This is a genomic window from Nocardia sp. NPDC059236 (assembly GCF_042754085.1).
Taxonomy (GTDB): domain Bacteria; phylum Actinomycetota; class Actinomycetes; order Mycobacteriales; family Mycobacteriaceae; genus Nocardia.
Genome location: NZ_JBHZAF010000031.1, coordinates 1 through 24,921 on the forward strand (window position 1 = coordinate 1; position 24,921 = coordinate 24,921).

A 24,921-nucleotide genomic window follows, 5' to 3' on the forward strand; every position below is an offset into this window, starting at 1 on the left:
AGGTCCAGCCACTGCGCGCCGACCGAGCGCACCTGGTCGGCGACCTCGGGGCGGACGTCGTAACCGGTGGTCCGGCCGCCGAGACGCTTGGCGGTGGCCAACGCTTGCAGACCGGCGACACCCACGCCGAGGACCAGCACGGTGGCGGGCTTCACGGTGCCCGCGGCGGTGGTCAGCATGGGGAAGAAACGGGTGGACTCCGACGCGGCGAGCAGCACGGCCTTGTAGCCGGCGACATTCGCCTGCGACGAGAGCGCGTCCATCACCTGGGCGCGGGAGATACGCGGAATGGCTTCCACCGCAAAGGCCTGCACGCCCGCGCTCTTCAGCGCACCGATCTTGTTGTCGGCGTTGCGAGGTGCGAGGAACCCGATCAGCGTCTGCCCCGACGACAGCTTGGCGATCTCGCTGTCGTTCGGCGCGGCGACCTTCACGACCACGTCGGCGCTGTACGGATCACCCAGCGTCGCACCGGCTTCGATGTACGCCTCGTCCGGAATCAACGCGCCCAGACCGGCACCGGCCTCGACGATCACCTCGACGCCCTGCTTCAGCAGGGCCGGGATGATCTTCGGCACCAATGCGACGCGTCGTTCGTCCGGGTTCGTCTCGCGAACCACTCCGACGCGCGCACCGCGGGGCGCAGCGGTCTGTGCGCTCTGCGTTGTGTCCACTAGTCAAACTTCCTTCTCGTGGTGAGCCCAGGTCACCCTCATGTCGGGGCCGCTTCACCGGTCCAACGGCGGGCCGAACTTACTCGGTAGTAAGTTCGTGAGAATTCTCGCAACTGTACCTGGTTCGGCGTGAGCGTAGCGGAGATGCCCGTCACATGGTGTGGCGAGAAAACCGGACAACTCCATGCTCGACCGGGGTTCGATCGGCGACAAGTACGAAGAATTCCGCGTGCTACTCACCAGTAGGTACGTTGCTGGTTGTGCCGACATCGGGGGCGTGTAGGGGGTGTCGCACATCACTTGTACGCCGTAATGTCTGCATGGTGAGTGGCTGCATGTTCTGCCGGATCGTCGCGGGCGACGCATCCGCGACCAAGGTCTTCGAAGACGACACCCTGGTGGCGTTCCTGGACATCCGGCCCATCACCCGCGGGCACACCCTGGTGATCCCCAAGCGCCACGCCACCGATCTCGACGAACTCGACCCGGCCCTGGGCGCACAGCTTTTCGCCTTCGGCCATCGCCTGGCCAAGTCCATGCGCCGCGCCGGCCTCGCGGCCGACGGCGCCAACCTGCTGATCAATGACGGCAAGGCCGCCTTCCAGACCGTTCACCACGTGCACCTGCACGTGATCCCGCGCCACCACGGCGACACCCTGCGCTTCGCCAAGGGTTTCGTGCTGCGCCGCCCGCACGACACCGAGCGCACCGCCGCGGCACTGCGTTCCGGACTGGACCGGCTCGCCGACGAAGAAAGGGAGACCACCGCATGACCGACACGGTGCCGGACCGCGCCGAGATCACGGCCCTCTTGTCCGACCAGTGGGACGCCCTTACCCGGCTGGTGGACGGCCTGGACGAGGACCGCTGGCGCACGGCCTCACCGCTGCCCGGCTGGACCGTGTTCGATGTGCTCGCCCATGTGATCGGCACCGAATCGGTCCTGCTGGGCGAGCCGACCCCCGATCTCGCGGTGGCCGGCGAGCACATTCGCAACGACATCGGCGCGCTCAACGAGAAGTGGATCGACTCGCTGCGCCCGCTCGCCGGTTCGCAGCTGCTGGAACGGTTCCTGGATGTCACCGGCCGCCGGCTGAAGATGCTGGAGCAGACCACCGACGAGGCCTGGGCCGAACTGGTGCCGACCCCGGTGGGCATGGCCCCCTACGGCCGGTTCATGCGTATCCGCCTGTTCGACTGCTGGATGCACGAGCACGATATCGCCGACGCGCTCGGTGTGGCCGTCGACGAGGGCGGCAGCCGCGGCGCGACGGCCTTCACCGAACTGCTGACCGTGCTGGGCAAGGCCGCGGTCAAAGGCGCGGGCGCACCGGACGGTTCGCGGATCACCTTCGAGCTCACCGGCCCGGTGCCGCAGACGCTGCACGTGACCGTCGACGGCGGCCGGGCGAGCCTGGTGGAAACCCTCGACGCCCCGGCGGGTCTCGTGGTGACCATGGACTCCGACCTGTTCGCCCGCCTGCGCGGCGGCCGCACCACCGCCGACGCGCACGCGGGGGAGATCACGCTCACCGGCGACACCGACCTCGGCGACCGCCTGGTCCGCAGCCTGGCCTTCACCATCTGACCCGTGCGACTGTTCCTGTCCAGCTATCGTTTCGGCGCGCACCAGCGGCGACTGCTCGAACTGGTCGGCGATCCCGGACCGGTGGCGGTCATCGCCAATGCCTGTGATGCCTGGCCCTCGGCCTGGCAGGGTGCGGTCACCAGCGACCTGGTGCCATTGCGCCGCCTGGGTTTCCGGCCTGATGTGCTGGATCTGCGCGACTACCTCGGCCGTCCGGCCGAGGTCGAGCAGCGGCTGCGCGAATATCCGATGGTGTGGGTGCGCGGCGGCAACACCTTCGTGCTGCGCGTCCAATTCGCCCGCAGCGGAGCAGATCTCGCCCTGACGACGCTGCTGGCCGAGGACGCGCTGGTCTACGCCGGCTACAGCGCGGGCGCCTGCGTCATGACCCCCGACCTGCACGGCATCGAAGCCATCGACGACCCGGACGAGGTCCGCACCGCCTGCGGCGTCGAACCACGCTGGGACGGACTGGGTCTGGTCGATCACCGCATCGTCCCGCACCTGGATTCCCCGACCGACCCCGAGGGGTTGTCCCGGAAACTGGTGCGCGAGTACGCCTCCGCGGGAATCCCGCACTGGGCGCTGACCGACGACCACGTCGTTGTCGTCGACGGCGATCGGACCGAGATCCTGACCTAGCGGTCCTCACATGGAAAAAGCCCGCGCACGCCGACGGCGTGCGCGGGCTTTTTCTGCCCGACAGATGGTCAGTGCCCCTTGTGGCGGATGCCGTGGCCCAGGGCGACGGCGGCCGCACCGAACGCGCCGATGGCCAGGGTCGCGAAGCTGGCGACGTACGCGCCCTCGGTCGGGACCGTGGCGTGCGGGCCGAGGTGCAGGACGTGGGCGGTCAGGATGGAGCCGGTGATCGCACCGGCGATCGAACCGCCGGCGGTGCGCACCAGCGAGTTGATGCCCGAGGCGATACCGCTCTCGCTCATCGGCACGTGCTGCACGGCCAGGGTGCCCAGTGCCGCGTAGCCGATGCCGAAACCGGTGCCCTGCAGCACATTCGCCATGATCATGTCGAACTTGTGATCGTGCGAGACGGCCAGCCAGCCCATGGACAGTCCGGCGAAGGCCGCGCCGATGGCCAGGGTGTAGGCCGGACCGATCTTGGCGGAGATGCGGCCGGTATTGAAGGAGAAGAAGGTCATCAGCGCCGCGCTCGGGATGCCGTAGAGGCCGACCGAGAGCACGGTGCCGGACAGGCCGTAGCCGACCTTGTCCGCCGGGGTCTGAATGAAGTTGGACACCAGCGAGAACGCGCCGAACATGGAGAACCCGAGCAGCGCGGAGGCCACATTGGCCGACAGCGACTGCGGTCCGACCAGCAGCTGCAGGCGCACCAGCGGCTGTTCGACCTTGAGCTCCACGAACACCCAGACGGCGGCGAGCACCGCGGCGGCGGCGAACAGCGCGATGACCGAGCCGGAGCCCCAGCCCCAGCGCGGGCCCTCGCTGATGCCCAGCAGCAGGCAGACCAGCAGGGCGGCCAGCAGCGCGGCGCCGACGAAGTCGGGCTTGCCGCCGTGGCGGACGCCATTGTTCTGGGCGCTCACCTGGATCAGCACGGTGGCGATCACGCCCAGGCCCGCGGTCAGCCAGAAGACCGGGTGCGGGTCGGTGGTGTGGTCGGCGATGACGCCGGTGGCCAGCAGGCCGATGGTGCCGCCGACGCCCATGGTGCCGGACACGATTCCGATTGCGCTGACCAGTTTTTCGCGCGGGAAGGTGTCGCGGATGATGCCGATGGCGAGCGGGATCATGGCCGAGGAGATGCCCTGCAGGGCGCGGCCGACGATGTAGACCGGCAGCGAGGTGGCGAAGGCGCAGACGACCGAGCCCGCGATGAGCACGCCCATCGCGACCATGACCATGGGCTTCTTGCCGTACATGTCGCCGAAGCGGGAGAGCAACGGGGTGGCGACCGCACCGGAGAGCAGGGCGGCGGTGAACAGCCAGGTGACACCGGCGACGTCGGTGTGCAGCTGTGTGATGAAGCGCGGCAGTAGCGGAATCACGACGGTCTGCTGGAGCGACACGACCAGGCCGGCCGCGCACAGCGCGAGCAATGTCAGGCCGAGGTGGGCCTTCGAGTGGTCTGCGGGTTTGGTCCCGTCGACCTGACCGACAGCGGTCGTAGTCATGCAGCGATCCTTTGGTTTACTTACCAAAATTAAGTAAATGAGTTTCGTAAGATAACCACATGCCGCGACCGGAAGCCACTCCCGCCAAACAAGTTGATGCAGCTCACATAGTCGAACTGGAGCGTGCGCTGGCCCGGGTCGCCTATCTGCTGACCCGGGTCCGCCGCCACGATCAAGCCATGGTGCAGTGCGGGCTCACCATGGATCGGGCCAGTGTCCCGCTGCTGCGGCTGCTCGCCGACGCCGGCGAGCCCATGCGCCTGGGCGAGCTCGCCACCCGCCTCGATGTGGAGGCCCCGCACGTGAGCCGCCAGATCCAGCGCCTGGAGAAGGCGGGCTACGTCGAGCGCGTTCCCGACCCGGACGACCGTCGCGCGCAACGGGTCCGCCCCACCGCCTCCGGCCGGCGCGCCGTCGAAGCCGTCCGCCAGGTCCTGCGCGGCTGGATGGCAGAGGCCCTCACCGACTGGACCACCGAGGACCTCCAGGCCCTCGCGGTCCTCAACCACCGCATGGTCGACGACTTCCTCGACCACGCCGAATTCATCGGCGACCTCGGCGCGACCGCGCGAGACCGGCCCAGCCGCACCGCCTGACCCCGCGGCTATCGGCCCGCAGGCGCTCGCCCGGGTGCGGCGACGGCGTGAGCGCCCCAGGCGCACAACAGCATTGCCACCAGCGGCACCGCCATCGCGGCGGTCAGTGGCATGGCCTTGTCGAGCCAGCCGATGATCGCGGGCCCGGCCAGCAAGCCCACATACCCGAGCCCGAACACTCGCGACATATCGGTGGCGGCGGTGCGCGAGCCCAGGTTCCCGGCGGCGGTGAACACCTGCGGCACGCCGCCGGACAGCCCGATGCCGCACAGCGTCCACCCCAGCAGCGTGAGCGGCAGCCACCCGGAGGCCACCACCAGCCCGAAACCGATGGCCGCCAGCAGCGTTCCCCAGCGCACGATGGCCACTCGCCCGAACCGCCCGCTCACCCGGTCCGTGCCGAACCGGCCGAGCGTCATGGCCAGCGAGAACCCGGTGAACGCCAGCGCCGCCGTCCCCGCCTCCACCCCGAGCCGCCCCTGCACCTGCAGCGCACTCCAATCCGCGGCCACCCCCTCTGCCATCAGCAGCGCGAACGCGATCAATCCCAGCGCCAGCACTTTTCGCCCGATCCGCGTGCCCGCCGGTGACCCAGGGCTCGGATGCTCTCCGTCCCGCTCACCCGGGGTAACGGCGGCAGCGGCGGTGAGTCCGGTGGACACGGTCGGTTCCGTGCCGGGCGTCACGGCGTGATCGACGGCGTCGCGAGCAGTGGGCAGGCCGTCCGCGCGCGGGTCGATCGGAGTGCTCGGGACGTGCTGGCCCGCCGCCGGGTCGGTTCGGTGGCGGCGGTTGCCTTCGGCTGCCGACACGTTCGGGACCGAGTGGGTCGTGGGAACGGTGGGCGGGAGCAGGCGCGGAATCGCGATGGCCACGGTGGCGAGGCCGAAGGCACTCGACAGAGCGAAGGTCGTGTGCAGCGGCCAGTGGGCGTGCTGGGTCGCCGCGCCGAAGGCGGAGCCGAGGAAGCCGCCGCAGGAGAAGAAGGCGTGGAAGGCCGACATGATGGGGCGGGCGTAGGCGCGCTCGATGTGGACGGCCTGGGCGTTCATGGAGACGTCGATCGCGCCGTTGGCGACACCGAAGGCGGCCAGGGCCAGTCCGAGGGTGAACGGGGAGGTGGCGTGTGCGGGGCCGAGCAGGGCCAGGGACAGCAGGGTGGCGGCGGTGGCGGTGAGGGTGCGGCTGCCGAGCCGGTCCGCCAGGGGTCCGGCGGCCTGCATACCCAGGATGGCGCAGGCCGCCATGAGCAGGATCAGCATGCCCAGGGTGGTCGGTGACACGCCGGTGCGCCCGGTGACGGCGGGGATGTGCACGATCCAGACGGCCGAGAGCATCCCATTGAGGCCGAACACCGCGAACAGCGCCAGGCGCGCCTTCCGGATCCGGGGAGCGGGCGTCGTAGCGGCCATCGGTACGACGCTACCGGGTGTTGTCCCGGCATCTCCCTGGTTTCCGCAACCCCTCGCGGCTTCGTCGGCGCTCGGGGCTGCGATCCGAATCATCTGCAGTACAGCCTGTTTGATATCGAGTGTAGGCGGGGGCACCGACAGGTTATGCGCTCGCCGGGACCGCCCAGGCGCCCGAGCTCGCCACCTCGCGCACATACTCGGCGAAGTCGTGCGGCTCCCGGCCCAGCGCCCGCCGCACCCCGTCGGACAGGTGCGAATTCCGCCCGTCGAGCACCGTGCCGAACAGGTAGTCCAGCAGGCTGATCTCCTCGCCGGGCACCCCGTAGGAGGTCAGCGCGGCCACGAAATCGGTTCGGGTGAGCGGAACGTAGGCGATCTCCCGCCCGATCGCCGCGCCGATCTCCGCCACCGCCTCGGCGAAGGTGAGCGCGCGCGGGCCGGTCAGCTCGTACACCTGTCCGGCGTGCCGGTCGTCGAGCAGCGCCGCCACCGCCACCTCGGCGATATCGTCCGCGTGCACGAACGGCTCCGGCACATCCCCGGCGGGCAGCGCGACCTCACCGGCCAGGATGAAATCGGCGAACGCGCCCTCGCTGAAGTTCTGCGCGAACCAGGCGCACCGCACCACGGTCCACCCCAGGCCCGAATCCCGCACGATGGCTTCGCATTCCAGCGCCTCGGGCTCGCCGCGGCCGGACAGCAGCACCAGCGTCCGCACGCCGGCGGCGACCGCCTGATCGCAGAACGCCTTGATATCCGCGGGCGCGCCCGGAACCGCCAGATCCGGCTGGTAGGCCAGGTACACGGCATCCACTCCCGCCAGGGCCGCCGCCCAGGTGCCGCGGTCGGTCCAGTCGAACGGGATTGCGGCCGTGCGCGAACCGGCCCGCACCGGCACGCCGCGCGCGCCCAGCAGGGCGGCCACCCGATGCCCGGTCTTCCCGGTCGCACCGAGCACGAGAACGGTGTTTGCGCTGTTCGAGGTGTTTTCGATGATCATGTATCGAGTACACCGGGATTCGGCGAGCGCGAACATGGTTGAGAAGCGCACGGGCATTTGCCATCGTCTTCGGTATGGATGCGTTGGCCAGCCTGCTCGAAGGACCACGCGCGCGAGCCGCATTCGTGATGCGCTCGTCGGTCGACCCGCCCTGGTCCCTGCGCATCCGCGACGAGGCCCCGCTGACCGTAGTGGCGGTGGTGCGCGGCGGCGGCTGGGTGACACCGGAGCCCAAGGGCGGCAAGCCGACTCCGCCGCGACAGCTGCGCACCGGCGATATCGCCATCTTCCGGGGGCCCGACCACTATGTCGTCGCCGACGATCCGGCCACGCCGCCGCAGGTGCTCATCGAACCCGGAAATATCACCACCACCATGGATGGTGAAGTGCTGTGCGAGGCACTGAGTCTGGGGGTGCGCAGCTGGGGCGCCAGCGTCGATGCGGAGACCGTGCTGGTCACCGGTACCTACGAGCACGAGTCGGCGGCCAGCCGGCGCCTGCTGCGGGCGCTGCCGCCGGTCGCGGTGCTCGGCCGCGGCGAAGTCGATGCCCGGGTGCTGGATCTGCTGGTCGACGAGGCCGCCAAGGACCTGCCCGCCCAGAGCGCCATGCTGGATCGACTATTGGATCTGCTGCTCATCGCCGCCCTGCGCGCCTGGTTCTCCCGTTCCGACGCGCCCGCCTGGTATCACGCCTACGGCGATCCGCTGGTCGGCCGGGCATTGCGCCTGATGCAGCACAATCCGGCCCACCCCTGGACGGTGGCGTCGCTGGCCGCCGAGGTCGGCGTCTCCCGGGCCGCCCTGGCCCGCCGGTTCACCGAGCTGGTCGGCGAGCCGCCGATGGCCTTCCTCACCGACTGGCGGCTGGCCCTGGCCGCCGACCTCCTGCACGAAACCGACGCCACCCTGGAATCCATTGCCCGCCGGGTCGGCTACGGCAGCGCCTTCGCCCTGTCCACCGCCTTCAAACGCCACTACGGCATCAGCCCCCGGGACCACCGCGCCACCCCTGACGAACGCTCCGCCTGACCGGTCAGGGTTCGGCCGGGCGGGGCGGGTTAGGGTCGCGGGGTGACGCAAGATCAGGGATACCCGGTGCTCTGGCCGGTGCCGACGCGCTGGGCCGACAACGATCACTACGGTCACGTGAACAACGTGACGTACTACTCGTACTTCGATACCGCGGTGAATGCCTGGCTGATCAGCGCCACCGGCACCGATATCCGCGACCTGCACGCCATCGGCGTGGTGGCGCAGACCTCCTGCACGTTCCTCGGCTCGATCAGCTTTCCGGACATGCTGCGGGTGGGCATCCGGGTCGCGCGGCTGGGCAACTCCAGCATCAACTACGAGCTGGCCGTCTTCCGCGACGCCGGCGACAGCCTGGAGCTGGCCGCCACCGGCACCTTCACCCACGTCTACGTGGACGAGCAGACCCGCAAGCCGGTGCCGATCCCGGCGGTCATCCGCGCGGCGGCCGAGCCGCTGGTGGTCACCGCGCCCGCGGAGGGCTAGACCCGGCCGAGCAGGGTCAGCGGATCCTCCAGCAGGGCCGCGATGCTCGCCAGGAAGCGCGAGCCCTGCTCACCGTCGATCATGCGGTGATCGAAGCTGAGCCCCAGGCTGGTCACCCAGCGCACGGCCAGTTCGTCGCGATGCACCCACGGGCGCTTGCGGATGGAACCCAGGCACAGGATGGCCGCCTCGCCCGGATTCACCAGCGGCACACCGGTATCCACGCCGAAGACGCCGACATTGGTGATGGTGAAGGTGCCGCCGGTCAGGTCGGCGGGCGTGGCGGTGCCGCTCCGCGCCTTGCCGGCCACCCCGGCGATCTCCAGGCACAGATCGCGCAGCGTGAACCCCTGCGCGTCCTTGAGATTCGGCACCAGCAGCCCGCGCTCGGTCGCGACCGCGATGCCCAGATTCACGTAGTGCTTGGTGACGATCTCCTGATTGGGTTCATCCCAGGCAGCATTGATCTCGGGGAACTCGAGCAGCGCCGCCAGCGTCGCCCGCGCCACCAGCGCCAGCGGAGTCAGGGTCAGGCCGGTGAAGCTGGGTGTGGACCGCAGATGCTCGAGCAGCTCCATGGACGCGGTGAAATCCGCGGTCACGAAGGTGCTGGCCTGGGGAATGTGCTGGGCGCTGGCCATCATGGCCGCGGCGGTGCGCTTGCGGATTCCGCTGATGGGCGTGCGGGTTTCGCGTTCGGCCGGGGCGGCGCGTCCGCCGGCCGCCGGATGCATGGGCAGCACCTCCGGCGCGGGATGCGGCGCCGGCAGGGCGCTGACGGTGGCGGGCGGCGGCGGGGTGTGGATCGGAATGTGGCCCGTCCCAAGGGCTTCGGGCCGCATCCCGTACAGGTCCTCCACGGTGACCGCGCCCTGCGGCCCGGTCCCGATCACCGCCCCCAGATCGATCCCGATCTCGCGGGCCAGTTTCCGGGCGGCGGGGGTGGCGGCGGGCCGTCCGGCCGGTGCCGAGCTGCCGAGTCCCTCGGCGCCGTCCGAGCCCATGGCGCGCCGACTCGAAACAGTCGGTGCGTCAGTAGTTTTCGCGGCGGCCCGGGCGGCGCGGCGGGACACCGGCTCGCTGTCGGGGCCGTAGCCGACCAGCACCGACCGCCGTTCTTCCGGCGGCTGCGCGCCGGTCTCGCCGCCCGTCTCCGCACCGGCGCTCGGCGCCGCGGCAGCACCGGTCCGCGCCGCCACGCCGATCCGGATGAGCGGCGCGCCGACCGGCACCGTGTCGCCCGGTTCCGCCAGTAGTTCCAGCACCCGGCCCGCGTACGGGCTAGGTAGCGCTACCTGCGCCTTGGCGGTCTCGACCTCGGCGATGATCTGGTTCAGGTCCACGGTGTCGCCGACCGCGACGGACCACGACACCAATTCCGCGTCGGCCAATCCCTCTCCGAGATCGGGCAAACGAAATTCCATGACCTGCTGCTGATCTTCCACCGGGCTTCCTCCGTGGCTTGACCGTTAGGCGGCGAGCGAGCGATCGACCGCGGCGAGAATGCGATCGGGGTCGGGCAGGTGGTGCCGCTCGAGTTTAGCCGGGGGATAGGGGATGTCGAAGCCACCGACGCGCAATACCGGTGATTCCAGATGGTAGAAGCAGCGTTCCGTGATGCGTGCCGCGATTTCGGCTCCCAGCCCGGCGAATACGGGCGCCTCGTGGACCACGATGAGCCGTCCGGTTTTCCGCACCGAGGTCTCGATGGTGTCGAAATCGATCGGGGACAGGCTGCGCAGATCGATCACCTCGATCGAATGTCCCTCCGACGCCGCGATATCGGCGGCGGTGAGCGCGGTGGCGACGGTGCCGCCGTAGGCCACGATGGTGGCGTCCTCCCCGCTGGCGCAGACCTGGGCCTGGTCCAGCGCCGGTCCGCCATCCTGGTCCAGCCGGTCGAAATCCACCTCGGTCTTGTCCCAGTACCGGCGCTTGGGCTCGAAGAAGATCACCGGATCGTCGAGGGCAATGGCCTGACGGATCATCAGATACGCGTCGGCCGGATTGCTCGGCGAGACCACCCGCAATCCCGCGGTGTGCGCGAAATACGCCTCCGGTGATTCCGAATGATGCTCGACCGAGCCGATGCCGCCGCCGAACGGAATGCGAATGGTGATGGGCGCGATCACCTTTCCGCGCGTGCGGGAGTGGATTTTCGCAACCTGCGAGACGATCTGGTCGAAGGCCGGATACACGAATCCGTCGAACTGGATTTCACAGACCGGCCGAAATCCGCGCAATGCCATTCCGAAAGCCGTTCCCACGATTCCGGATTCGGCGAGCGGCGTGTCGATGACGCGGTTGTTGCCGAAATCCTTCTGCAGCGTGTCGGTGACCCGGAAGACCCCGCCCAGCCGCCCGATGTCCTCACCCATCAGCAGGACCTTCGGGTCGTCCTCCAGCGCGCGGCGCAGTCCGTGGTTGATGGCTCCGGCGAAGGTGGTCTTCATTGCCCCGCTCCCTCCAGATAGGCGGCGTACTCGCGGCGTTCCTCCTCGATCAGCCGATGCGGTGTGGCGTACACGTGGTCGAACAGCTCCGTGGGTTCCGGATCGGGCATGGTGAGGGTGGCGGTGCGCAGCCGGGTCGCCACCTCGTCGGCGCGTTCGGCGACCGAGGTCTCGAAGGCGGTGTCCCACAGCTCCTCTCGTTCGAGCAAGCGCCGTAGGCGGTCGATGGGATCGCGCTGCTGCCAGATCTCGAGTTCGGCGGCGGTGCGGTAGCGGGTGGGGTCGTCGGCGGTGGTGTGCGGGCCCATCCGGTAGGTGATGGCCTCGACGAAGCTCGGCCCGCCGCCGGCCCGTGCGCGCAGCAGCGCCTGCCGGGTCACGGCCAGCACCGCGAGGGCGTCGTTGCCGTCCACCTGCACGCCGGGAATGCCGTAGCCGAGGGCGCGCCGCGCGATCGGGGTGGCGCTCTGTATCCGGACCGGCGCGCTGATCGCCCAGTGATTGTTCTGGCAGAAGAACACCACCGGGACACTCCAGCCGGCCGCGAATCCGAGCGCCTCGGCGATATCGCCCTGACTGGTCGCACCGTCGCCGAAGTAGGCGATGGTGGCGATCTCGGCGCCTTCGAGGTGCGCGGCGTAGGCGTAGCCGGTGGCGTGTAAACCGTGCGCCCCCACCACGATCGAGGGATTGGTCATCTTGACCGCGTCGGCGTCCCAGCAGGAGTGGGCGGCGCCGCGCCACAGCCGGGTGAGGTCCTCGGGCGGGACGCCGCGGCAGTAGGCGACGCCCGCCTCCCGATAGCTGCAGAACACATAGTCGTCGGGGGCGAGGGCGTGGGCCGAACCGATCTGCGCGCCCTCCTGGCCCAGCAGTGGCGGCCACAGTCCGAGCTGGCCCTGCCGTTGCAGGGCGGTGGCCTCGGTGTCGATGCGCCGGGCCACCACCATGTCGGTGTACATGGCTCGGAGTCGGGTGCCGTCGATATCGGCGACGAGCGGGGCGTGTACGCGATCCAGTACGCGATGACCGTCGGGCTGTACGAGCTGCACCGGGTAGGTGTTCTTCTCGGGCATGGATATCGCCTCCTGACACCGGGTTACACCGTCGTCGCCCGGGGATTGTGTCCCGTGAGCAACCGATGTGTGTCCTGTACCACACAGCATCCTCCGTTGAGCGATGTGTGCAAGTATGGCGCGCCCAACTGTGCAGAATGCTCGGTCGATGGCCGGTCGCAGATGTCATACTGATCCCCATGAGCAGCAGGGAGCCCCTTTCTGCCCCGCTGGACGCCACCGATGCCCGGCTGTTGCTGGAGCTGGTGGCCAACCCGCGCGCGACCGGTGTCGAATTGGCCGCTCGCCTGGGTCTCTCGCGCAATACCGTGCAGGCCAGGCTGGCTCGCTGGGAGGCGAGCGGGGTGCTGGCCAGCTTCGAGCGCCGGGTCGATCCCCGGGTGCTGGGTTATCCACTGGCAGCCTTCGTGGCGGTGGTGGTGGATCAGCATCGGCTCGACTCGGTGGTTGCCGAACTGGCCGAGATTCCGGAGGTCACCGAGGTCTGCGGCATGACCGGGCCGACCGATCTGACGGTCCGGGTGGTCGCCGCCGACGCGGATGATCTGTACCGCCTGACCGGCAGCATTCTGAAGATCCCGGGGGTGGAGCGCACCAATATGGCGCTGGTGATGCGGTCGCTGGTCGGGCCGCGTGTGACGCCGCTGTTGGAGCGGCTGGCATTGCAGAACGGGTCGGGGGGCCACCCGCAGGATGCCGACCGGTTCTGACTGTTTCGGTGAATTTCAGTCCAGTTTCGGAGGATTGGCCGCTGACCTCGGGGTGACTGGACCGCGACGATGACCCGATGAGCACCAGCGTCACCAGCACTCCGGAGGTCGGGAGTCCGCGTACGGCCGGGATCGGGCAGCCGATCGGGGCCGGAATCGTCACCGCGCTCGTCGGATTCACCAGCTCGTTCGCGGTGGTGCTGGCGGGCCTGACCGCCATGGGGGCGACCTCGGCGCAGGCGGCGTCCGGGCTGCTGGCGGTCTGCGTGACCCAGGCCCTCGGCATGATCGTGCTGAGCCGGCGGTACCGGATACCGATCACACTGGCCTGGTCCACCCCGGGCGCGGCATTGCTGGCCAGCACGGGCGCGGTGTCCGGCGGCTGGGCGGCCGCCGTGGGCGCGTTCGCGGTGGCGGGCGGACTCATCGTGCTGACCGGTTTCTGGCAGCGGCTGGGCGCGCTCATCGCGGCGATTCCGGTGGAGATCGCGCAGGCCATGCTGGCCGGGGTGCTGCTGCCCATGTGCCTGGCGCCGGTGAAGGCGCTGCCGGTGAGCCCGGCCGTGGTGGTGCCGGTCATCGCGACCTGGCTTGTGCTGCAACGCTTCGCGCCGCGCTGGTCGGTGCTGGCCGCCTTCGCGGTCGCGGCCGTCGGCGCGGGTGTCGACATCGCCGTCACCCATCGCCGCATGGACCTGTCGGCCATGGTGCCGCGGGTGGAATGGACTGTGCCGCACTGGAGTTGGCAGGCGGTGATCGGGGTCGCGGTGCCGCTCTACATCGTGACCATGGCCGCGCAGAACATTCCGGGTACGGCGGTCATGAAGACCTTCGGCTATCAGGTGCCGTGGCGGGCGGCCATGACGGTCACGGGCCTGGGCACCATGCTCGGTGCGCCCGCGGGCGGGCACGCCATCAACCTGGCGGCCATCAGTGCCGCGCTCTCCGCCGCGCCGTCCGCGCATCCGGATCCGCGGCGCCGGTGGATCGCCGCGTTCGCCGCGGGCGGCATGTACCTGGTGCTCGCACTGGCCTCGGGTGCGCTGGTGATGCTGGTGGCCGCGGCGCCGAAGGGCGTCCTGGAAACCGTTGCGGGCCTTGCCCTCCTCGCCACCCTGGCGGGTGCGCTGACCGCCGCGTTGACACCCGCCGCCCACCGTTCCGCGGCCGCGCTCACCTTCCTGGTGGCCGCGTCCGGAATCTCGCTGCTCGGCATCGGCGCGGCCTTCTGGGCGCTGGTCGCGGGCCTGCTGGCGCGCTGGTTCCTGCCCCCGTCGAAATAGCGGACCGGGCAGGCTGCAGGGTGCAGCCGGCGGTGGCTAGGGTGGGGTGGTTCGGCTTCAAAGGGCGATGAATCGGCGAAGAGGAGTTGGCTTGAGTTCGGTGCTGATTTCGGTTGCGGAGCTTGCGGACCTGCTGGGCCAGAGCGGCGGCCGGGTGCGATTGCTGGACGTCCGGTGGGCGCTCGGAGATCCGGACGGACCGCAGCATTATCTGGACGGCCATATTCCGGGCGCGATATTCGTCGACCTGGAAACCGAACTCGCCGATCCGCCCTCCGCCGCCAAGGGCCGCCACCCCATGCCGGACCTGGCGCACCTGCAGAAGTGCGCGCGCAGCTGGGGCGTGTCCGACGGGGACATGGTGGTCGTCTACGACGCCACCGGCGGCATGGCCGCCGCGCGGGCCTGGTGGCTGCTGCGCTGGGGCGGCGTGGCCGATGTGCGCATTCTCGACGGCGGACTGCCGGCGTGGGAGCAGGCCGGGGGCAAGATCGTCACCGGGGACGAAACCGCCCCGCAGCCGGGCACCGTGGTCCTGTCCCCGGACAATATGCCGACCATCGACGCCGATGGCGCGGCCGGCTGGCCGGGCCTGCTGCTGGATGCCCGCGCGGGCGAGCGCTACCGCGGCGAGGTGGAACCCGTGGATCCGCGCGCCGGGCACATTCCGGGTGCGGTGAGCGCGCCGACCGCCGAGAACCTCACGGCCACTGGGCAATTCAAGCCGATCCCCGAATTGCGTTCCCGTTTCGAGGGATTCGGTTCCGGGCCGGTCGCGGTGTACTGCGGTTCCGGCGTCACGGCCGCCCACCAGGTCGCGGCGCTGGCCGTCGCCGGCATCGACGCCGCGCTCTATCCCGGCTCCTGGTCGCAGTGGTCCAACGACCCCAAGCGGCCGGCCGCCACCGGCGCCGAACCGGCCTGATCAGCCGGGTTTGACGGCGGTGAGGATGCCGGTCGCGAACGGGCCGGTGCGGAATTCGACTGCCGTGAAACCGATGTCGGTGAGCACGTCGCGGTAGCGGCGGATGTCGACCGCCGACAGCGGATCCCCGGCCCCGTCGCCGTCATGGGAGTGTCCCTGGCCCCCGGCGCGGTGCGCGGCCAGCTGGGCCATGGCGCGAACGGCGAGACCGCGCAGGCCCGAGGTCGGATGGGTGTCGGCGAGCAGCAGGCGGCCGCCCGGGCGCAGGACGCGGAAGACGCCCGCCAGGGCGGTCTTTCGCTCGGATTCGGCGATGTGGTGCATGGCGAAGGTCGAGGTCGCCACATCGAACGAGGCGTCCGGGTAGGGCAGCGACTGGGCCGCACCGAGGTCGAAGCTGCAGTTGGGGGCGGCGTGGGCGGTCGCGTAGGCGATCATCTGCGGCGACGGGTCCACGCCGATCGCCCGGCCGTCCGGTCCGGCCTGCCGGGCCAGCTCATTGGCCAGCCGCCCAGGGCCGCAACCGAGATCGAGAGCGTGATCGCCCGGGCGGATGCCGCTGGTCGTGGCGAAGTACCGCGCCAGGCTGCTCGCGCGGCCCAGGAAGTAGACGTCGGTGAGCAGCTGATAGCGGCGCGGCCAGGTTATGAGGGCCCCGACGGGCCGGGATTCGATATCGGACACTTGCTCGTGCTGGGTCATGTGGTCAATCATCGAAGGATGGAAAAGTCCAGGCCAGGCGCAGTTTCTGGGGATGTGCACGATTCCGGACAGTCGGATGGAATCCGTCCGGGAACGGCCCCGGAGGCCGACCGCCGCGTCCGCCGCACCCGCACGGCACTGCACCGGGCGCTCATCGAGCTCATGCAGGACCGGCCCTATGCCCGGATCACGGTGCAGGACATCATCGATCGCGCCGATGTCGGCCGCTCCACCTTCTACGCGCACTACCGCGACAAGGACGATCTGCTGCTGGTCAGCTGTATCGAGCATGTGCGAGGCGAGATTTCGGCCCAGCTGGCCTGCTATCCGGGCGAACCGCCGCCGCTGGCCCCCGTCGAGATCCTGTTCAAGCTGGTCGCGGCGCATCCGGACGTGTACCGGCCACTGGTCCGGCAGCGGGCGAACACCATTGTGCTGCGGTCGATCCGGCAGATGTACGCCGAACTGCTGACCGAGCACCTGGGCCCGCGGCTCGGGCCGGACCCCGTCGCGGCGGGCGCGACCATCACATTTCTGTCCTGGGGTATATACGGATTGCTCGAATCGGTCATGGATCCGCGCCAGGAGCTCACCGCCGATCAGGCCTACCGCCACTTCGCCACGCTATGGGCAGCCGCGGGCGACCCGCGACAGGGCGTCCCGGTCGGCGGCGGTGACCGGTAGCCCGTACCGGTTCGCGGCCATCAGGTACTTGCCCGCGTAGAAGCAGCGGTTCGCGCGGGCGGGCGGCAGCCAGTCGCCGGGCGTGCGATCGCCCTTGTCCTCGTTGGTCTTTCCGTCCACCGCGAGCAGGTTGTAGTCGACGTCGTTGGCGAAGCGCACGCGCCGCGGCAGCGGCCACCCGGCCGCGCCCAGATCCCAGGCGGCCGCCAGCGGATACACGTGATCGATCTGCACGGCCTTGGCCGCGGCCCGATCGAAGGCGATGCGCTGCCCGGTATAGGGATCGTCCAGCGACCCGGCCACCACCACGCAACCGTTCCCGGGCCGGAAGGCCACCCGGGTGAGCTGCCTGGCCAGCACGGTATTGCGGCTGTCGCACCCGTCGTGACCGCCCGGCCCGTCGTGATCATCGGTCCACGCCGGTCCGAACACGCATCCCTGCCCGCTGCCGCAACCACGTTCGTAACCGCCCGGACGCGGCCGGGCGGGCACCGTGCGGACACCCGCCAGCAGTCGTTCGAGCTGGACGCGGGTGGGGCTACCCGGCGCCGGGGTCACCTGCCCGAGGGACTCGCACCCAAGGACCACGAGCAGGACGACCACCGCGCCGAGCAGCCGGAGCAGGAAGGTTCCGCCCGTGAGCCACACGGCAATACGTGTACCGCACCAGCCGATCGGTGAGTGCCGTCACGCGGACTTCGCACTCCCGTTGGGCTTACTAGAGCCAGGCGTGCGCGAGGATGTCGTCCGCGGCGGTTTCGGAGAGCTGCGGCGGAAAGCGGGTTGCCGCAATGGAATCCACACACGCGCCGTCGTGGCCGATGAGCCACGAACCGCCCTGCTCCTCGCATTCGGCGATCTTGGCGAAAACGGTGAGCAGGAACGTGATGGAGTCGCGTGGGTCGGCGGTGCGGGCGAGGCGCTGCGACTCGCCGGGCCGGGACAGATCCAGCCACACCCCGGACTGCCCGTCCAGGCGCATCCCCACGATCTTGCTCGTGTCCACGAAGGTGAATTTCCGCCGTTCCCACTGTGTCGTGGGGGTGAAGCTCTGCTCGAGCACTTGGAGCAGAATCGTCATCGTCACGGCCTCCCTACGGTCTCGAAAGTGCCACGGCTCCGGATTGAGTCGCGGTGGATTGTCGGGTGCGCCCCGCGCGGCTGCCGTCCGGGCACGACGATGTCGTACAACGGACACAGCGGACACCGACGCCTGCGGTGACCTGCGGATTTATCCAGTATGTTCCGTATCCGATCAGAAATAAAGAGGGGCCGGCCGGCTTGTCGGGGGTGACTGATTGGATGGGCGGATGTTGCACGGGCTGTGGTCGCCGGGGTCCGGGTTGGTGCTGTGGCACGACCCGGGTGAGGACATGGCCGGGGATGCGGAGGGTTTGCCGGAGCCGCTCGGGTCGATCGTGCGCGGGGCGAAGTGGCGGCATCGGGCGCAGGTGCTGGTGCGGGGGGAGCACGGGCCGGAGCAGACGCGGGTGCGGGCGCATGCGCTGGCCCCGGAGACGGCTGCCCGGGTCCTGTCGCAGGAACTACCGGCGGGGGCGGTGGCGGGGGATCTGCGGTTTCTCGGGCATGTGGCGCGCGGGGTGCAGCGATGGGTGCGGGCGGGGCGGGTGGTGCCGGAGGTGCGGCGGGACGACGGGGAGTGGTGGGTGCGGTGGCGGCTGGTGGGCGGGCAGCGGCAGCGGGCCTGGCTGGCGGAGCTCGCGGTGGCCATGCCGGGCGCGTTGCAGGTGGCCGGGCGGCCTGCCGAGGTGCTGGAGAACCTCGTCGGTGAGTTGGCCGATCCCCTCGTGCGACTGCACATTCCGGAACGGCCGGATCGGGAATCGGGGTCGCATCCGCTGCTGACCGCGCTGGCCGCGGCGACGCCGCTGGAGACCGGATCGCATCGGGTGGCCTCGGTGCTGGACGACTGGCGGACCAGTCTCACCGCCGACGAGCCGGAGCTGGTGCTGCGGCTGCTGGAACCGGACGGCGAGGAACCGGGCGAACTGTGGCGGCTCGAGGTCTGCCTGCGCGAGGAAGGGGAGGCGCCGCAACCGGTGCTGCTGCCGGGGGATCCGCAGCTCATGCGGATTGCGGGGGAGAAGCTGGCGGCCGCCAAGCAGGCGTATCCGCGCCTGCGCGATCTACCCGGCGATGCCCGCAGCATGGATCTGTTCCTGCCCACCGAGGTGGTGATGGATCTGGTCGCGCACGGGGCGAACGCGCTGCGGTCGGCCGGGGTGCGGCTCCTGCTGCCGCGGGCCTGGCGGGTGGCCGCGCCCGCCATGAAGCTGCGGGTGCAGAGCCCGGCCGCCACCGAAACCGCCGTCGGGCTCAAGGGTTTGGTGTCCTTCCGCTGGGAGCTGGCGCTGGGCGACACCGTGCTGACGCCCGCCGAGATGTCGCGGCTGGTGGACGCGAAATCGGATCTGGTGCGGCTGCGCGGGGAGTGGGTGCAGGCCGATCACCGCATGCTGGCCGCGGCCGCCGACTACGTCTCGGGCCGCACCGACGAGATCGAGACCACCGTCGGCGGCCTGTTCGCCGAGCTGTCCGCGCATCCGGTGATCGGGGTGCCGCTGGAGGAGGTCACCGCGACCGGCTGGGCCGCGGAGCTTTTCGACGGTGAGCGGTCGGCCGAGCCCGTCCCGGATCCGGTCGGGTTGAAGGCCCAGCTGCGGCCGTATCAGCAGCGCGGCCTGACCTGGCTGGCGGCCATGAGCCGGCTCGGATGCGGGGCGATCCTCGCCGACGACATGGGTCTCGGCAAGACCGTGCAGGTGCTGGCCCTGCTGGTGCACGAGCGGGAAACAGCTGCTACCGCAAGTGAATCGGAGGCCGTCGGGCCTACCCTGCTGGTGTGCCCGATGTCGGTGGTGGGCAACTGGCAGCGCGAGTCCGAACGCTTCGCCCCGGATCTCCGGGTGCTGGTGCACCACGGCGCCGGTCGGCGGTCGGGCGCGGAATTGGCTGCGGCGGTGGCAGATTCGGATCTGGTGGTGACCACCTACGCGCTGCTGGCCCGGGATATCGAGGACCTGAAGCGCCAGGACTGGCAGCGGGTCGTGCTGGACGAGGCACAGCACATCAAGAACGCCGGGACCCGGCAGGCGCGCGCGGCACGGCTGGTGCCGGCGCGACACCGCCTGGCGCTCACCGGAACCCCGGTGGAGAACCGGCTCGAGGAGCTGCGCTCGATCCTGGATTTCGCCAATCCCAAGCTGCTGGGCAAGGCCTCCGAGTTCCATGCCCGCTTCGCGGTGCCGATCGAGCGCGAGCACGACGAGAACGCCGTCACCCGTCTGCGCGCCATCACCTCGCCGTTCGTGCTGCGACGGGTCAAGACCGATCCGGCGGTGATCTCGGATCTGCCGGAGAAGATCGAGATGACGGTGCGGGCCAACCTCACCGTGGAGCAGGCGGCGCTGTATCAGGCCGTGCTGGACGATATGTCGGCCAAGCTGAAGGCGGCCGAGGGCATGGAGCGCAAGGGCGCGGTGCTGGCCGCACTGACCCGGCTCAAACAGGTGTGCAACCATCCCGCGCATTTCCTCAGCGACGGGTCGGCGCTGCTGCGCCGGGGACATCATCGGTCCGGGAAGCTGGCGCTGGTGGAGGACATTCTGGAGTCGGCGATCGCCGACGGGGAGCGGGCGCTGCTGTTCACCCAGTTCGCGGAGTTCGGAAACCTGCTGGCGCCCTTCCTGTCCGAGCGTTTCGGGGCGGAGGTGCCGTTCCTCCACGGCGGGGTGAGCAAGCAGCGCCGCGACGACATGGTCACCCGCTTCCAGGAGGAGGACGGCGCGCCGCTCATGCTGCTGTCGCTCAAGGCCGGCGGCACCGGCCTCAACCTGACCGCCGCCAATCACGTGGTGCACCTGGACCGCTGGTGGAATCCGGCGGTGGAGAACCAGGCCACCGACCGCGCCTTCCGCATCGGCCAGCGCCGTGACGTCCAGGTGCGCAAGCTGGTCTGCGTCGACACCATCGAGGAGCGCGTCGACGACATGCTGAAGGGCAAGAGTCAGCTCGCCGACCTCACCGTGGGCACCGGCGAGAACTGGATCACCGAACTCGGCGACGACGAATTGCGGGAACTGTTCGCCCTGGGATCGGAGGCGGTCGGCGAATGAGCAATGTCATCGACTTCAGCGAGTACGGCAAGCGCCGCCCGGTGCGCGGCGGGGTGCAGCCGCGCAGCCGCCGGGGCACCGCGTTCGCCCGGACCTGGTGGGGCCGTTCGTTTCTGGAAGCGGTCGAGGGCGTCGCGGACGCCGGTCGCCTGGCTCGCGGCCGTTCCTACGCCCGCACCGGTCAGGTGGTGAACTACCGCCTGGAGCCCGGCCTGGTGAGCGCGGAAGTACAGGGCAGCCAACCCCGCCCGTTCATCTCGGTGCTGACCCTGCGGCAGCTGCGCGACGACCGCCTCGACGAGCTGGTGGACCTGGTCCGTGCCACCCCCGGCATGCTGGGTGAGATCGCCGCGGGCACCCTGCCCCAGGCCCTCGGCCCGCTGCTGCTCCCCACCACGGTGTCGGAGCTCGACTTCTCGTGCAGCTGCCCCGATTCCGGCTGGCCCTGCAAGCACGCCGCCGCCGTCTGCTACGTCATCGCCGAACGCCTCGACGAGCACCCGGGCGAACTGCTCACCCTGCGTGGCATCGAACTCGACGCCCTCATCGGCAGCGTCCAGCGCGCCGATCCGCCCGCCGAATCCACCGATCTCTACGGCGACAACACGGCGCTCCCCGCCCTCCCCAAGCCCGAATTCCGTCCGGCCCCGGACGATCTCGACGCCGTCCTGCTCCGCCAGGCCCTGCGCATGACGGCCGAGGACGAGCAGTCCGTCGCCGCCGGTCTACGCGAACTCCGCGCCCTCTACCGCGCCCTCGACACCTGAGGCATCCGGCTGGGCCGTCGCGGTGCGGGCCGCGGGGCGGACGGTGGTGCGGCGTTCGCCGAGGGATTCGAAGTGGTAGTCGCGCAGGTCGAAATGGGCGGCGCGCCAGGCGGCTTCGGGGGTGCTCATGGCGCGCAGCGGGACGTCGCCGTTCTTGTCGAAGTAGTAGGAGTTGGCCAGGGTGCAGCTGTCCTGCCAGAAGACCTGGGTACCGCGGCGGGCGAGCATTTCCTGGAAGTAGCGCTCGTTGGCCTCGGGGGTGACCTCGATGCGGGTGGCGGCGCGGCGGCGGGCATTACGGAGCAGGCGCAGGATGTGGGTGGTCTGCATCTCGATGAGGGTGAAGTAGGACGCGCCGTTGTAGCCGTAGGGGCCGATGATGGTGAAGAAGTTGGGGAAGCCGGGCACACTGACCCCCTCGTAGGCCTGGAGGCGGTGGGTGTCCCACCAGTCCTCGAGGCGCAGACCGCCGCTGCCGTGCAGGTCGAAGGTGGGCATATTGCCGGACTCCATGACCTTGAAGCCGGTGGCCATGATGAGCACGTCGACCTGGTGGTGGCGGCCGGTGGTGCGCAGTCCGGTGGCGGTGATCTCGGTGATGGGATCGGTTTCCAGCGTGACGTTCTCGCGGTTGAAGGTCTTCAGGTAGTCGTTGGAGAACGACGGCCGCTTGCAGCCCAGCGCGTATTTCGGCGTGAGCTGCCCCCGGACGACCGGGTCCTGCACCTGATCGCGCAGGTGGGCCAGCCCGGTGCGCTCGCCGAGCTTCACCATGGGCAGCACCTTGTAGTAGTGCGCCGAGAGCGGGAAGGTCAGCTCCACGAACGCCTGGCTGAGCCAGCGGGTGAGGAACTGCCCGCCGGGCAGCCGCATCAGGGCGCGCACCGGCGGCGGCAGGGGCGTGTCCGGCCGGGGCAGGCACCAGATCGGAGTGCGCTGGAAGACAACGAGTTCCGACACCTCCGGGGCGATCTCGGGAATGATCTGGATGGCCGAGGCGCCGGTGCCGATGACGCCGACCCGCTTGCCGCGCAGATCGATCCCGTGATCCCAGCGCGCGGTGTGCATGGTTTCGCCCCGGAATCGTTCCGCGCCGGGGATATCGGGCAGTTTGGGCCGGGTCAGCACCCCGGTCGCACCGATCAGGAAGCGGCAGGTGAGCTCGTCGCCGTCGGTGGTGCGCACCCGCCACAGGTGCAGCACGTCGTCGAAGTCGGCGCGGGCGATGGTGGTGCCGAACCGGATCCGCGGCCGCAGCCCGTATTTCTCGACGCAGTGCTCGGCGTACGCCTTAAGCTCACGCCCGGGTGCGTATACCCGCGACCACGAGCGCTGCTTCTCGAACGAGTACTGGTAGCTGAACGACGGAATGTCCACGGCGATGCCGGGATAGGTGTTCCAGTGCCAGGTGCCGCCCACCCCGTCCGCCTCGTCGATCATGACGAAATCGTCGAAACCGGCCTTGCGCAGCGCGATCGCGGTCCCGATTCCCGAGAATCCCGCGCCCACGATGACGATCTCGTGGTCCACGACGGTCTTTGTCACGATGCGTCCTCCGCGTAGATGATGCAGTCCACCCGATGCTCGACCCCGTCCACGGTGCGAATCCCGAGCGGCGCGAGCCGGGCGATGGGCCAGCTGATGAGCCGGCAGTTCCGCTGCCGCAGGGCCCGGTAGTAGCGGCTGTGCACCCGCACCGCGGCGGGCCGATCCGGCGTCAGCTGCCGCCGCTCCCACGAATCCCCCACCTGCGCACGCAGATTCGCCGCGGCAGCCCGCCGCAGCGCCTGCTGCGCGCACCAGCGCAGGACGCCCGGCCCTGAGGCGCCCGGCGCGCTCGAGGCGGGCCCCGGAACTCCACGGGTAACCTTCCTGGATCCGGCATGCGGTGGACCATCTTCGCGCGCTGCTCGTGTCGGGCCGTGTTCCTCTGCACGCCTGCCGGCCGGCGCGGTGCTGTCCCCCTGGCGGGCGGCCCCACGCTCTTCCCGGCGTGCCGGAGCTCCGGGCAACGGCGGCGCGGAGTCGCTGGGCAGCAGTCCCAGCGCATCGGCGGGCAACCGGCGCAACAGAATTCCGGCTCCGGGGACGGGTGGGGTGGGCAGAATCCAGATCGGATCGTGCTGGAACACGGTTACTCTGCGCGCCTGGGCGACGATCGGCGGGACCACCCGGGCCAGTGCGGCGCCGCTGCCGATGACCGCTACGTGGAGGCGGTCCAGCTCGTGCTGGTCACGCCAGCGGGTGCAGTGAATCTTGGGCCCGGTATAGGCGTCGCGGGCTCTGCCCGGGTCGCTCCGGCGGATCGGGGCGGTCATTTCGCCACCGGCTCGTAGGTCAGGGCCTTGGACCAGGAGGGGGTGTGGCGCAGGACGCGCACCGGGAAGCGGTCGATGGCCTTGTTCAGGGCGTCGTTGATGCCCTGGATCGGCTGCCAGTGGTTGATCGTGGCCATGCCGTGCAGCCGGACCACGTGGTAGAGCGGCACGCGTTTGATGTCCGGGCTGCGCTCACCGGCTTTCTCGTAGCGCCGCACGGCATTCCAGAGCTTCTCCTCGTCCAGCCCCATCGCCATGATGTTGGCGGACATGCGGGACAGCAGCGGCGTGTACAGCAGCGCGCCGAGCAGGAAGGTGGGTCGCAGCGCGAAACCCGCTGTCTCGATGGCGATTCGCCGCAGCGGTCCCGCGCCGAGCTGCTCGAGCACCTGGAACCCTACCGCCAGATGCCGGGACTCGTCGCTGTTGATGTGCCGGAACACCTCGTGGCACAGCGGATCCCGCACCTCGTCGAGCAGGAACTTCACCAGTGCCCCGTCCAGCGCGCACTCCAGCGAGGGGATCACGGTGCCCAGCACCGGCAGGGACAGGTCGTCCCCGTACCGGTCCAGCCATTCGATGACGAGCCGGATGTTCTTGTTGGGCAGCGGCATCGCGTCGCCGTCGAGCATGCCCCAGCGCCGCATCAGGGCAAGTTCGGCATTGGCGTGCTTCTGCTCCTCGGCGTGGAAGTACCGGTAGATCTCCTTGAGCGGCCCGTCGGGGGCGCGCAGCGTGAGCGCCGCGAGCCCGCGGGCGCCGACGTGCTCGATCCACACCAGATCGGCCATGAAGGCCGCGAGCGTGGGTCGCTGCTCATCGGTGATGAGCTCGGCTCCCGGTGCGTCCCAGTCGAGATCGGCCAGCGCCCACTGCCGATCCTGGACGACACCGAGCATGTCGGAATACGCGAACGCCATTGTTCAA

General features: G+C 69.9%; 24 protein-coding genes and 1 pseudogene. 12 read left to right on the top strand and 13 right to left on the bottom strand.

Annotated elements, in window-relative coordinates; translation table 11 throughout:
* A pseudogene (locus tag ACFXIV_RS43675) lies at positions 1 to 674 on the bottom strand (NAD(P)(+) transhydrogenase (Re/Si-specific) subunit alpha); the annotation flags it as partial.
* 323 nt (positions 675 to 997) lie between these two features.
* Here ACFXIV_RS43675 and ACFXIV_RS43680 point away from each other — a divergent pair.
* The 3 genes from ACFXIV_RS43680 to ACFXIV_RS43690 are packed head-to-tail and all read left to right on the top strand — an operon-like array spanning position 998 to position 2,904.
* The gene (locus tag ACFXIV_RS43680; RefSeq protein ID WP_379402897.1) at positions 998 to 1,447 is read left to right on the top strand and encodes an HIT family protein; all 450 of its coding nucleotides are present in this window, start codon (positions 998 to 1,000) and stop codon (positions 1,445 to 1,447) included.
* The gene (locus ACFXIV_RS43685; RefSeq protein ID WP_379402893.1) at positions 1,444 to 2,262 is read left to right on the top strand and encodes a maleylpyruvate isomerase family mycothiol-dependent enzyme; all 819 of its coding nucleotides are present in this window, start codon (positions 1,444 to 1,446) and stop codon (positions 2,260 to 2,262) included. The genes ACFXIV_RS43680 and ACFXIV_RS43685 overlap by 4 nt, the downstream gene beginning before the upstream one ends.
* Positions 2,263 to 2,265: 3 nt before the next feature.
* Entirely contained in the window at positions 2,266 to 2,904 is a 639-nt protein-coding gene (locus ACFXIV_RS43690) for a Type 1 glutamine amidotransferase-like domain-containing protein (protein ID WP_379402892.1), read from the top strand.
* Positions 2,905 to 2,972: 68 nt separating this feature from the next.
* Here ACFXIV_RS43690 and ACFXIV_RS43695 read toward each other — a convergent pair whose 3' ends face one another.
* Positions 2,973 to 4,415: an MFS transporter gene (locus ACFXIV_RS43695; protein WP_379402891.1), complete on the bottom strand. Its 1,443-nt coding sequence runs from the start codon at positions 4,413 to 4,415 to the stop codon at positions 2,973 to 2,975.
* A gap of 59 nt (positions 4,416 to 4,474) precedes the next feature.
* Between ACFXIV_RS43695 and ACFXIV_RS43700 the strand changes: the two genes are divergently transcribed.
* The gene (locus tag ACFXIV_RS43700; RefSeq protein ID WP_379402890.1) at positions 4,475 to 5,011 is read left to right on the top strand and encodes a MarR family winged helix-turn-helix transcriptional regulator; all 537 of its coding nucleotides are present in this window, start codon (positions 4,475 to 4,477) and stop codon (positions 5,009 to 5,011) included.
* A gap of 8 nt (positions 5,012 to 5,019) precedes the next feature.
* Here the strand turns inward: ACFXIV_RS43700 and ACFXIV_RS43705 are convergent, their stop codons facing one another.
* Positions 5,020 to 6,423, bottom strand: coding sequence for an MFS transporter (locus ACFXIV_RS43705; protein ID WP_379402889.1), 1,404 nt, complete (start codon positions 6,421 to 6,423; stop codon positions 5,020 to 5,022).
* 142 nt (positions 6,424 to 6,565) lie between these two features.
* Positions 6,566 to 7,423 carry an NAD(P)H-binding protein gene (locus ACFXIV_RS43710; RefSeq protein ID WP_379402888.1) on the bottom strand — a complete coding sequence of 286 codons (858 nt, stop codon included), beginning with the start codon at positions 7,421 to 7,423 and terminating at the stop codon, positions 6,566 to 6,568.
* A 74-nt stretch (positions 7,424 to 7,497) separates the two neighbouring features.
* On the opposite strand from ACFXIV_RS43710, the gene ACFXIV_RS43715 reads away from it, so the two are divergent.
* Both ACFXIV_RS43715 and ACFXIV_RS43720 read left to right on the top strand, forming a co-directional pair.
* Positions 7,498 to 8,454 carry a cupin domain-containing protein gene (locus ACFXIV_RS43715; protein ID WP_379402887.1) on the top strand — a complete coding sequence of 319 codons (957 nt, stop codon included), beginning with the start codon at positions 7,498 to 7,500 and terminating at the stop codon, positions 8,452 to 8,454.
* Positions 8,455 to 8,496: 42 nt separating this feature from the next.
* Complete coding sequence (locus ACFXIV_RS43720) at positions 8,497 to 8,940, top strand: acyl-CoA thioesterase (RefSeq protein ID WP_379402886.1); 444 nt, start codon at positions 8,497 to 8,499, stop codon at positions 8,938 to 8,940.
* Here ACFXIV_RS43720 and ACFXIV_RS43725 read toward each other — a convergent pair.
* Genes ACFXIV_RS43725 through pdhA form a run of 3 tightly spaced genes read right to left on the bottom strand, consistent with a single transcriptional unit; the run spans position 8,937 to position 12,469 of the window.
* Positions 8,937 to 10,385, bottom strand: coding sequence for a dihydrolipoamide acetyltransferase family protein (locus tag ACFXIV_RS43725; RefSeq protein WP_379402885.1), 1,449 nt, complete (start codon positions 10,383 to 10,385; stop codon positions 8,937 to 8,939). The genes ACFXIV_RS43720 and ACFXIV_RS43725 overlap by 4 nt on opposite strands.
* A gap of 24 nt (positions 10,386 to 10,409) precedes the next feature.
* The gene (locus ACFXIV_RS43730) at positions 10,410 to 11,393 is read right to left on the bottom strand and encodes an alpha-ketoacid dehydrogenase subunit beta (protein WP_379402884.1); all 984 of its coding nucleotides are present in this window, start codon (positions 11,391 to 11,393) and stop codon (positions 10,410 to 10,412) included.
* On the bottom strand, positions 11,390 to 12,469 hold the full coding sequence (gene pdhA / locus ACFXIV_RS43735) for a pyruvate dehydrogenase (acetyl-transferring) E1 component subunit alpha (RefSeq protein WP_379402883.1): 1,080 nt from the start codon (positions 12,467 to 12,469) through the stop codon (positions 11,390 to 11,392). Before pdhA ends, ACFXIV_RS43730 begins: the two co-directional genes overlap by 4 nt.
* Positions 12,470 to 12,648: 179 nt before the next feature.
* Here pdhA and ACFXIV_RS43740 point away from each other — a divergent pair, with 179 nt between their 5' ends.
* From ACFXIV_RS43740 to ACFXIV_RS43750, 3 genes are all read left to right on the top strand, one after another.
* Positions 12,649 to 13,179: an Lrp/AsnC family transcriptional regulator gene (locus ACFXIV_RS43740; protein WP_354849423.1), complete on the top strand. Its 531-nt coding sequence runs from the start codon at positions 12,649 to 12,651 to the stop codon at positions 13,177 to 13,179.
* Between the two features lie 77 nt (positions 13,180 to 13,256).
* Positions 13,257 to 14,462, top strand: a complete 1,206-nt coding sequence (locus tag ACFXIV_RS43745) for a benzoate/H(+) symporter BenE family transporter (RefSeq protein ID WP_379402882.1) — start codon at positions 13,257 to 13,259, stop codon at positions 14,460 to 14,462.
* 67 nt (positions 14,463 to 14,529) lie between these two features.
* The gene (locus ACFXIV_RS43750) at positions 14,530 to 15,387 is read left to right on the top strand and encodes a sulfurtransferase (protein WP_379402881.1); all 858 of its coding nucleotides are present in this window, start codon (positions 14,530 to 14,532) and stop codon (positions 15,385 to 15,387) included.
* Here the strand turns inward: ACFXIV_RS43750 and ACFXIV_RS43755 are convergent, their stop codons facing one another.
* Positions 15,388 to 16,089, bottom strand: a complete 702-nt coding sequence (locus ACFXIV_RS43755; protein WP_379402880.1) for a methyltransferase domain-containing protein — start codon at positions 16,087 to 16,089, stop codon at positions 15,388 to 15,390. It abuts the gene before it with no gap.
* 54 nt (positions 16,090 to 16,143) lie between these two features.
* Here ACFXIV_RS43755 and ACFXIV_RS43760 point away from each other — a divergent pair, with 54 nt between their 5' ends.
* Positions 16,144 to 16,773, top strand: coding sequence for a TetR/AcrR family transcriptional regulator (locus ACFXIV_RS43760; RefSeq protein ID WP_379402879.1), 630 nt, complete (start codon positions 16,144 to 16,146; stop codon positions 16,771 to 16,773).
* Here ACFXIV_RS43760 and ACFXIV_RS43765 read toward each other — a convergent pair.
* Both ACFXIV_RS43765 and ACFXIV_RS43770 read right to left on the bottom strand, forming a co-directional pair.
* Positions 16,714 to 17,421, bottom strand: a complete 708-nt coding sequence (locus ACFXIV_RS43765; protein WP_379402878.1) for an HNH endonuclease family protein — start codon at positions 17,419 to 17,421, stop codon at positions 16,714 to 16,716. The two genes, ACFXIV_RS43760 and ACFXIV_RS43765, sit on opposite strands and share 60 nt — an antisense overlap.
* 70 nt (positions 17,422 to 17,491) lie before the next feature.
* Positions 17,492 to 17,854: a hypothetical protein gene (locus ACFXIV_RS43770; protein WP_379402877.1), complete on the bottom strand. Its 363-nt coding sequence runs from the start codon at positions 17,852 to 17,854 to the stop codon at positions 17,492 to 17,494.
* Between the two features lie 229 nt (positions 17,855 to 18,083).
* On the opposite strand from ACFXIV_RS43770, the gene ACFXIV_RS43775 reads away from it, so the two are divergent.
* Complete coding sequence (locus ACFXIV_RS43775; protein WP_379402876.1) at positions 18,084 to 20,909, top strand: DEAD/DEAH box helicase; 2,826 nt, start codon at positions 18,084 to 18,086, stop codon at positions 20,907 to 20,909.
* Positions 20,906 to 21,676 carry an SWIM zinc finger family protein gene (locus ACFXIV_RS43780; protein WP_379402875.1) on the top strand — a complete coding sequence of 257 codons (771 nt, stop codon included), beginning with the start codon at positions 20,906 to 20,908 and terminating at the stop codon, positions 21,674 to 21,676. Before ACFXIV_RS43775 ends, ACFXIV_RS43780 begins: the two co-directional genes overlap by 4 nt.
* On the opposite strand, the gene ACFXIV_RS43785 is transcribed toward ACFXIV_RS43780, so the two are convergent.
* The 3 genes from ACFXIV_RS43785 to ACFXIV_RS43795 are packed head-to-tail and all read right to left on the bottom strand — an operon-like array spanning position 21,635 to position 24,914.
* On the bottom strand, positions 21,635 to 23,221 hold the full coding sequence (locus ACFXIV_RS43785) for a flavin-containing monooxygenase (protein WP_379402874.1): 1,587 nt from the start codon (positions 23,219 to 23,221) through the stop codon (positions 21,635 to 21,637). The genes ACFXIV_RS43780 and ACFXIV_RS43785 overlap by 42 nt on opposite strands.
* Positions 23,218 to 23,994, bottom strand: coding sequence for a hypothetical protein (locus ACFXIV_RS43790; protein WP_379402873.1), 777 nt, complete (start codon positions 23,992 to 23,994; stop codon positions 23,218 to 23,220). Before ACFXIV_RS43790 ends, ACFXIV_RS43785 begins: the two co-directional genes overlap by 4 nt.
* A complete protein-coding gene (locus tag ACFXIV_RS43795; protein WP_379402872.1) occupies positions 23,991 to 24,914 on the bottom strand; it encodes a ferritin-like domain-containing protein in 924 nt (307 codons plus the stop codon). Before ACFXIV_RS43795 ends, ACFXIV_RS43790 begins: the two co-directional genes overlap by 4 nt.
* Positions 24,915 to 24,921 lie beyond the last annotated feature (7 nt).